The sequence below is a fragment of the Actinophytocola sp. genome (assembly GCF_045807065.1).
GTDB lineage: Bacteria > Actinomycetota > Actinomycetes > Mycobacteriales > Pseudonocardiaceae > Actinophytocola.
Map to the genome: position 1 here is coordinate 1 of NZ_JBJMIE010000768.1, position 7,647 is coordinate 7,647.

The window sequence follows — 7,647 nt, forward strand, 5'->3', positions numbered from 1 at the left end:
CGAGCTCGTGTCGATGGCGTTGCGGCTGGAGGGCTGGGAGATCAGGAGCGCCGGCGACGGGTTGTCCGCCGTGCGCACCGCCCGCGAGTTCCGGCCGGACGCGGTCGTGCTCGACATCATGCTGCCCGACATCGAGGGCCTCGAGGTCCTGCGCCGCATGCGTGCCGACCTGCCGAACCTCCCGGTGCTCTTCCTGACCGCCAAGGACGCCGTCGAGGACCGCATCGCCGGGCTGACCGCCGGCGGGGACGACTACGTCACCAAGCCGTTCAGCCTCGAGGAGGTCACCCTGCGCCTGCGTGCCCTGCTCCGCCGCACGGGCGTGACCGATGGGGCGGCCGGCGCGAACCTCGTGGTCGGCGACCTCACCCTCGACGAGGACAGCCGCGAGGTCACCAGGGGCGGCGAGCCCGTCGACCTGACCGCCACCGAGTTCGAGCTGCTGCGGTACCTGATGCGCAACCCGCGCCGCGTGCTGTCCAAGGCGCAGATCCTCGACCGTGTGTGGCACTACGACTTCGGGGGCCAGGCCAACATCGTCGAGCTGTACATCTCCTACCTGCGCAAGAAGATCGACGCGGGCCGCACACCGATGATCCACACGATGCGGGGCGCCGGGTATGTCCTCAAACCAGGAGCGTAAGGGCGGCGTCGAGTCGTGGTCCCTGCGACGGCGGCTCATCTTCGAGCAGATCGTGTTGCTGGCACTGGTCTGCGTGATCATCGTGCTGGTGACGGAGGTCGCGTTGCGCGCCTTCCTCATCAACCAGCTCGACGACCGGTTGACCGAGGCCAACACTCGGGCCCGCAACTTCATCGAGGGCCCGACGCAGGGCGGGCCGCCACCCGGCCAGGGCAACGGGGAGCCGTCGATCTTCACCGCACTCGGCCAGGGGCCCGGCACGCTGCTCGCGCAGGTGCAGAACGGCCAGGTGGCGGGTGCCTTCCGCCGAACGTCGGCCGGCGACGACGAGGACCTGCCCTCCTCCGAGTACACCACCCTGCTCTCCCTCCCCGTGAACGCGGCACCCACTACTCGGGACCTGGGTGACTTCGGCGAGTTCCGCCTGATCGCGCGGCAGGGCCACAACAACGACGTGTTCGTCACCGGACTGCCCCTCTCCGATGTGAACGACGTCCTGCTGAGCGCGGGACTGATCATGGCCGGCGTGGCGCTCGCCGGGCTGCTCGCCGCCGCGGGGGCCGGTGCGTTCATCGTCCGGAGAGCACTCCAGCCGCTGCAGCGGGTCGCGGCCACCGCGTCCAAGGTGGCCGACCTGCCGCTCGACCGGGGCGAGGTGGAGCTGGCCGAGCGGCTACCCAAGCGATACACGGACCCGAACACGGAAGTGGGCCAGGTGGGGCTCGCCTTCAACCGGATGCTGGGCAACGTGCAGGACGCGCTCCTGGCCCGGCACGAGAGCGAGACCCGCGTCCGCCAGTTCGTGGCCGACGCCAGCCACGAGCTGCGCACGCCACTGGCCGCCGTCCGGGGCTACACCGAGCTCATCCGCCGCCGCGACGACGCCGTGACACCCGAGGTCGACCACGCGTTGAGCCGCGTCGAGTCCGAGTCCGTGCGGATGACCGCGCTGGTCGAGGACCTGCTCCTGTTGGCACGTCTCGACTCCGGGCGCCCGCTGGAACGCGGGCCCGTCGACCTGTCCCGGCTCGTCGTCGACGTGGTGAGCGACGCCCAGGTCGCCGGGCAGGGGCACGTGTGGCGGCTGGACCTGTCGCCCGACCCGGTCGTGGTGCCCGGCGACAACGCGCGCCTGCACCAGGTGCTCGCGAACCTGCTGTCCAACGCCCGCACACACACCCCGCCCGGCACGACGGTCACGGTTGGACTGTCCACGAAGGGTGGTTACGCGGTCCTGTCCGTCACCGACAACGGGCCGGGCATCCCCCGCGACCTCCTGCCGGCGGTGTTCGAGCGGTTCGCCCGCGGCGACTCGTCACGGTCCCGCGCGGCCGGCAGCACCGGGCTCGGGCTGGCCATCGTGGCGGCGGTCGTGCAGGCGCACCACGGGCGGGTCGAGGTCCAGTCGCAGCCGGGTCGGACGCGGTTCACCGTGCGCCTCCCCGCACGGCTCACGCGCAGGATCGACCAACGCGACCTGTCATAACACGCACAGCTCCCGCACAGGCGAGCCACACGGACGTCCAAGCGGACTCGCGGAGCGTGGACGGCATGACGCTCACAGTGCCCAATCCCACCGACCGGGAGGCCATCGATCCCGATGGGGACCACCCGGTGCTCGACATCGTCGTGCCCGTGTTCAACGAGGAGCGGGACCTCGCACCCTGTGTCCGCCGGCTGTACACACACCTCACCGGCAGCTTCCCCTACCGGTTCCGGATCACCATCGCGAACAACGCGAGCACGGACGGGACCGCGGGGATCGCCGACGAGCTGTCCAGAGCGATCCCCGAAGTGGTCGCCGTGCACCTGCCGGAGAAGGGGCGAGGACGGGCGTTACACGCGGTCTGGTCGGCGAGCGACGCGTCGGTGCTCGCGTACCTGGACGTCGACCTGTCCACGGACCTCAACGCGCTGTCGCCGCTGATCGCGCCGCTGCTGTCCGGTCACTCGGACCTCGCGATCGGCAGCAGGCTGGCCCGCGGCTCGCGGGTCGTGCGCGGCCCCAAGCGCGAGTTCATCTCCCGCTGTTACAACCTGATCCTGCGTGGCGCGCTCGCCACCCGGTTCTCCGACGCGCAGTGCGGCTTCAAGGCGATCCGCGCGGACGTGGCGGTGAAGCTGCTGCCGCACGTGGCCGACACGGGCTGGTTCTTCGACACCGAGCTGCTGGTGCTGGCCGAGCGCAGCGGCCTGCGCATCCACGAGGTCCCGGTGGACTGGGTGGACGACCCGGACAGCCGCGTCGACATCGTCTCGACCGCGGTCGCCGACCTGAAGGGCATCGCCCGGCTGGTCAGGGGTTTCGCGTCCGGCCGGATCCCGGTGGCCCAGCTGCGTGGGCAACTGGGCCGGGACGCGCCGAAAACCGGGCTGCTGCGCCAACTCGTCCGGTTCTCGGTCGTCGGCGTGGTCTCCACGCTCGCGTACCTGGTGCTGTACGTGGTGATGCGCGACGGGTTGGGCGCGCAGGGCGCGAACTTCGTCGCCCTGGGGCTCACCGCCATCGGCAACACGGCGGCCAACCGGCGGTTCACGTTCGGCGTGCGCGGCCGGACGGGCGCGGCCCGCCACCAGTTCGAGGGGTTGATCGTGTTCGCCCTCGGGCTGGCGCTGACGTCCGGTTCGCTCGCCCTGCTCCACGCGCTGGCCAGCCCGGGACGGGCGCTGGAGCTGGCGGTGCTGGTCCTCGCCAACCTCGCGGCCACCGTCCTGCGGTTCCTCCTCCTCCGCGGCTGGGTGTTCCACCCGCGCCGCCAGACCGAAATGAGCGCACAGTGATCACCTTGGCCAAGCCGCAGGCGCCGACCGCGCCCGCCGAACCGGCGGCACGCAGGCAGCTCCCGTGGGTGCTCGTGCTCCTCGCCGGCACCGCGGTGCTGTACCTGTGGAACCTGACCGCGTCCGGCTGGGGCAACAGCTACTACGCGGCCGCCACGCAGGCCGCGTCGCAGAACTGGGAGGCCTGGCTCTTCGGCTCGTCCGACGCCGGCAACGTCATCACGGTCGACAAGCCGCCCGCGGCGATGTGGCTGTCCGGCCTGTTCGCGCGGATCTTCGGGTTCTCCAGCTGGACCGTCCTCGCCCCGCAGGCGCTCTGCGGTGTCGCGGCGGTGTGGTTGCTGTACGCGGCGGTGAAGCGGACGAACGGGCAGGCGGCCGGCCTGCTGGCCGGCACGGCACTCGCGCTGACGCCGGTCGCGACCCTGATGTTCCGGTTCAACCTGCCGGACCCGCTGCTCACGCTGCTGCTCGTCGCGGCCGCGTACGCGACGATCAGGGCGGTGGAGAAGGCGAGCCCGCGCTGGCTCCTGCTGGCCGGCACCGCCATCGGGTTCGCGTTCCTGGCCAAGATGATGCAGGGCTTTCTGACGCTGCCCGCGCTCGCGCTGGTGTACCTGGTCGCGGCGCCGACGTCGATGTGGCGGCGGATCGCGCACGTGGCCGCCGCGGGTGCGGCGGTGGTCGTGTCGTCCGGCTGGTACGTCGCGCTGGTCGCACTGTGGCCGGCGGACTCCCGGCCCTACATCGCGGGCTCGACGAACGACTCGATCCTGGAGCTGGCGCTGGGCTACAACGGGTTGGGCCGGATCTTCGGCGGCGACGGCAACCCCGGCGGCGGGGCGGGCGGCCCGGGTGGCGGCGGCGGGAACATCGGGTTCGGCGGCGCGTCCGGCCTCGGGCGCATGTTCGGCGCGTCGTTCGGCACCGAGATCTCGTGGCTGCTGCCAACCGCGCTGATCGGGTTGGCCGCCGGGCTGTGGTTCACGCGGCGGGCGCCGCGGACGGACCGGACGCGGGCCGCGCTGCTGCTGTGGGGCGGCTGGCTCGTGGTGACCGCGGTCGTGTTCAGCTTCATGAGCGGGATCATCCACCCGTACTACTCGGTGGCGCTGGCACCGGCGATCGCCGCGGGCGCCGCGATCAGCGCGCGGGAGCTGTGGCGGGGCCGGGCGCACCCGCCGGTCCGGTACGTGCTGGCCGCGATGATGGCGGCCACCGGGGTGTGGACGTACATCCTGCTGGACCGGTACGCGGACTGGCAGCCGTGGCTGCGCTGGGTGGTCGTCGTCGCGACGGTCGCAGTGGCGACGTTGATCGCGGTCGGTGTGCGGGTCCGCGCGCTGGCGGTGGCCGGGGTCGTCACGGCACTGCTCGGCACCGGGGTGTTCTCGGTCGCCACGGCGGCGCAGGCGCACAGCGGGTCGATCCCGACCTCCGGGCCGGTGTCGGACGGGCAGGGCTTCGGCGGTGGCGGCGGCATGGTGGACGGTGGCTCCACGTCCACGGAGCTGGCGTCGCTGCTGGCGAAGACCGACACCGAGTGGGCGGCGGCGACCAACGGCGCGCAGTCCGCGGCGGGCATGGCGCTGGCGAGCGGCAAGGCGGTCATCGGGATCGGCGGCTGGAGCGGCAGCGACCCGGCGCCGACGCTGGCGGATTTCAAGCAGTACGTCGCCGAGGGCCGAATCTCGTACTACGTCGCGGACGGCATGGGCGGCGGCGGCCGCGGTGGTGACTCCGGCATCGCCGACTGGGTCGCGGCCAACTTCAAGTCACAGACGGTCGGCAACGCGACGGTGTACGACCTGCGGAGCTGAACTGTCCCGAGAAGGCGCGTCCGGCGTCACCGGGCGCGTCTTCTCCTCCGCGGACGTCACCAGCTCCCCCGGTGGTCGGGGATCGTGAAGATCAGCGGGATGGCGGCCAGCAGCAGGACCGACAGCCCCACGAAGCCGTGGGCCTGGGCCATCGCCGGGTTCGTGCTGCTCGCCGCCGCCGCGGTCATCACCGACACCGCGATGATCGAACCGCTCTGCCGGAACATGCCGCGCAGCCCCGCGATGGACGCGATCTGGTCCGGTGCCAGCTGCAGGCCCGCGTTGTTGGACGCGGGCACCGACACGCCCATGCCCAGGCCGGTGATGCCACCCGCCATCATCAGCCACAGGTAACCGTTCGTGTTCGGCGGTGGGAGAGCCATCAGCGCGAAGCCGACGACGATCAACGCGAAGCCGACCACCATGGGGATGCGGCAGCCGAGGCGGCGCAGCGTCAGGACCGCCAGCGCGGCGACGCAGATGACGCCGACGCCCCGCGCGGTGAGGACCGTGCCGGCCTGGAGCGGGTCGAGGTGGAAGCGCTCCTCCCCGTACAGCGGCACGAGCGCGCCGAAGCCGATGGCCGCGCCACCGAACAGCAGGTTGAGCACGTTCATCGCCCCGAAGCCCCTGCCGCGCAGCAGCCGCATCGGGATGAACGGGGCGTCGGCGCGGGCGGTGTGCCGGACGAACAGCCACCCGAGGACCACCGCGGCCAGGATCGGCGCCAGGAACCCGGGGCTGGCCAGGCCGTCGCCGAGGTTCGTCATGCCGTACATGGCGGTGAGCATGAGGAAGGCGAGCAGGAGCAGGCCACGCACGTCGATGCGCTCGGTCGGCCTGCGGGTGGTCTCCCGGATCAGCCGCCACCCCAGCGCGAGCAGCACGATCCCGATCGGCACGTTGACGAAGAAGATCATCCGCCACGACGTGTAGGTGACGAACACGCCGCCGAGGATCGGCCCGAGGATGCCGCCGACGGGGAAGATCGAGGTGAACATGCCGACCGCCCGGTCGCGGCCGGGGCCGTAGTGGTCGGCGATGATGCCGGTCGCGGACGGGATGAACCCGCCGCCGCCGATCGCCTGGACGGCCCGCAGGGCGACCAGGACGTAGATGTCGCCGGCGAGCGCGCAGGCCAGCGAGGCGCTCGTGAAGACGACGACCGCCGTCAGGAAGACCCGCTTGCGGCCGAAGTGGTCACCGAGCTTACCGGCGAGCGGCATGGCGATGATCTGGCCGAGCGAGTAGATCGTGATGGTCCACCCGCTCCACGTCAGCTCCGCGTGCAGGTCGTCCTGGATGGCCCCGAGCGCCGTCGCGACGATCGTCTGGTCCATCGCCGACATGAACAACGCCATAGCGACGACGGCAAACACCAGGTGGCGGCGGGGTAGCCCCTTGACGGGGATTGCGGCCTGTGCCGTTCCTCCTATGCTTCGCATCCCCATGTCACCAGAATAACTTGCTTGCCGGCAAGCAACCAAGTGTGTGTGACCCACCAGTCATCGGGAGTTTTGGTAAGTGGATGCCGAGAACGTGGCCCGCCTGCGTCGGGTCATCGGCCGGCTGGCGCGACTGCTCAACGCCGCCCCGGTCAGCGAGAACCTGACGCCAACCCAGGCCTCCGTACTCGCCCTCGTCACACACCGGGCGCCGATCGGGATGACGGAGATGGCCGAGATCGAGGGCCTCAACCCGACGATGCTGTCCCGGGTGGTCGCGAGACTGGTCGACGACGACCTTGTGCGCCGGTTGCCCCATCCCAATGACCAGCGCGCGGTGCAGTTGGAGGCCACTCCCCACGGGAGCGAGGTACACGCCCGGATCATCGCTTCGCGGACGGCCACCGTGGCGCGGATTCTCGGTGAGTTGCCGCCTGATGTTTCTGTTGCTCTGCGCAATGCGCTGCCCGCGTTGGAGGCACTCGCGGAGGGGCTTCGTACGCAGAAGAGCTGAGTCTTCTTGTGTGTGTCTGTGGATTGTGGTGCTGGTGATCGCTGGTGCTGGGTGATCGCTGGTGGTGCCGCTGGTGCTGCTGGTCGCTGGTGCTGAGTGCTGGTGCTGGGTGGTGGGTGCCGCTGGTGCTGAGTGCTGGTGCTGGGTGGTGGGTGCCGCTGGCGCTGGGCGCTGGGTGATGGCTGGTGGTGCTGCTGGTCGCTGGTGCTCTGATGCTCTGGTTCTGGTGGTCGGTGGGGGGGCGGGTTCCGGGCCGTGATTTAGTGCTGTGGTCTCGGGGTTTGGTGGGCCGTGGTGCGCGCCGCGTCCCAGGTGTTCGGTGGTGGCGGCGGGATTGTACGGGCGGCGACTCACGCCTCAAGGGCGCCTTCGGCGTCGGGCTCCGCCCGATGACGGCCTGGCGGCCGTCACCCTTGACCCGCGAGCCTCCGCCGCCCTGGGCAG

The 7,647-nt window shown here is 71.1% G+C and carries 6 protein-coding genes; 5 read left to right on the forward strand and 1 reads right to left on the reverse strand.

Going from position 1 to position 7,647, the window contains the following annotated elements; all coding sequences use genetic code 11:
• The 4 genes from ACJ73U_RS44915 to ACJ73U_RS44930 form a co-directional block, all read left to right on the forward strand.
• Positions 1–643: response regulator transcription factor (locus ACJ73U_RS44915; RefSeq protein ID WP_407783913.1), on the forward strand; the 643-nt coding region annotated here is incomplete at its 5' end.
• Positions 621–2,129, forward strand: a complete 1,509-nt coding sequence (locus tag ACJ73U_RS44920; protein ID WP_407783914.1) for a sensor histidine kinase — start codon at positions 621–623, stop codon at positions 2,127–2,129. The genes ACJ73U_RS44915 and ACJ73U_RS44920, both read left to right, overlap by 23 nt.
• Positions 2,130–2,194: 65 nt before the next feature.
• Entirely contained in the window at positions 2,195–3,424 is a 1,230-nt protein-coding gene (locus tag ACJ73U_RS44925; protein WP_407783915.1) for a glycosyltransferase, read from the forward strand.
• On the forward strand, positions 3,421–5,244 hold the full coding sequence (locus tag ACJ73U_RS44930) for an ArnT family glycosyltransferase (protein ID WP_407783916.1): 1,824 nt from the start codon (positions 3,421–3,423) through the stop codon (positions 5,242–5,244). The genes ACJ73U_RS44925 and ACJ73U_RS44930 overlap by 4 nt, the downstream gene beginning before the upstream one ends.
• A gap of 56 nt (positions 5,245–5,300) precedes the next feature.
• Here ACJ73U_RS44930 and ACJ73U_RS44935 read toward each other — a convergent pair whose 3' ends face one another.
• Positions 5,301–6,605 (reverse strand): MFS transporter, encoded by a 1,305-nt coding sequence (locus ACJ73U_RS44935; protein WP_407783917.1) that lies wholly within the window; start codon positions 6,603–6,605, stop codon positions 5,301–5,303.
• A gap of 163 nt (positions 6,606–6,768) precedes the next feature.
• Between ACJ73U_RS44935 and ACJ73U_RS44940 the strand changes: the two genes are divergently transcribed.
• On the forward strand, positions 6,769–7,203 hold the full coding sequence (locus ACJ73U_RS44940) for a MarR family winged helix-turn-helix transcriptional regulator (RefSeq protein ID WP_407783918.1): 435 nt from the start codon (positions 6,769–6,771) through the stop codon (positions 7,201–7,203).
• The last annotated feature ends 444 nt before the right edge of the window (positions 7,204–7,647 follow it).

Bases quoted from the DNA above. Each gene is read 5' to 3' on its own strand.
- ACJ73U_RS44920 (WP_407783914.1), top strand. From the start codon at position 621: ATGTCCTCAAACCAGGAGCGTAAGGGCGGCGTCGAGTCGTGGTCCCTG.
- ACJ73U_RS44925 (WP_407783915.1), top strand. From the start codon at position 2,195: ATGACGCTCACAGTGCCCAATCCCACCGACCGGGAGGCCATCGATCCC.
- ACJ73U_RS44935 (WP_407783917.1), bottom strand. From the start codon at position 6,605: ATGGCGTTGTTCATGTCGGCGATGGACCAGACGATCGTCGCGACGGCG.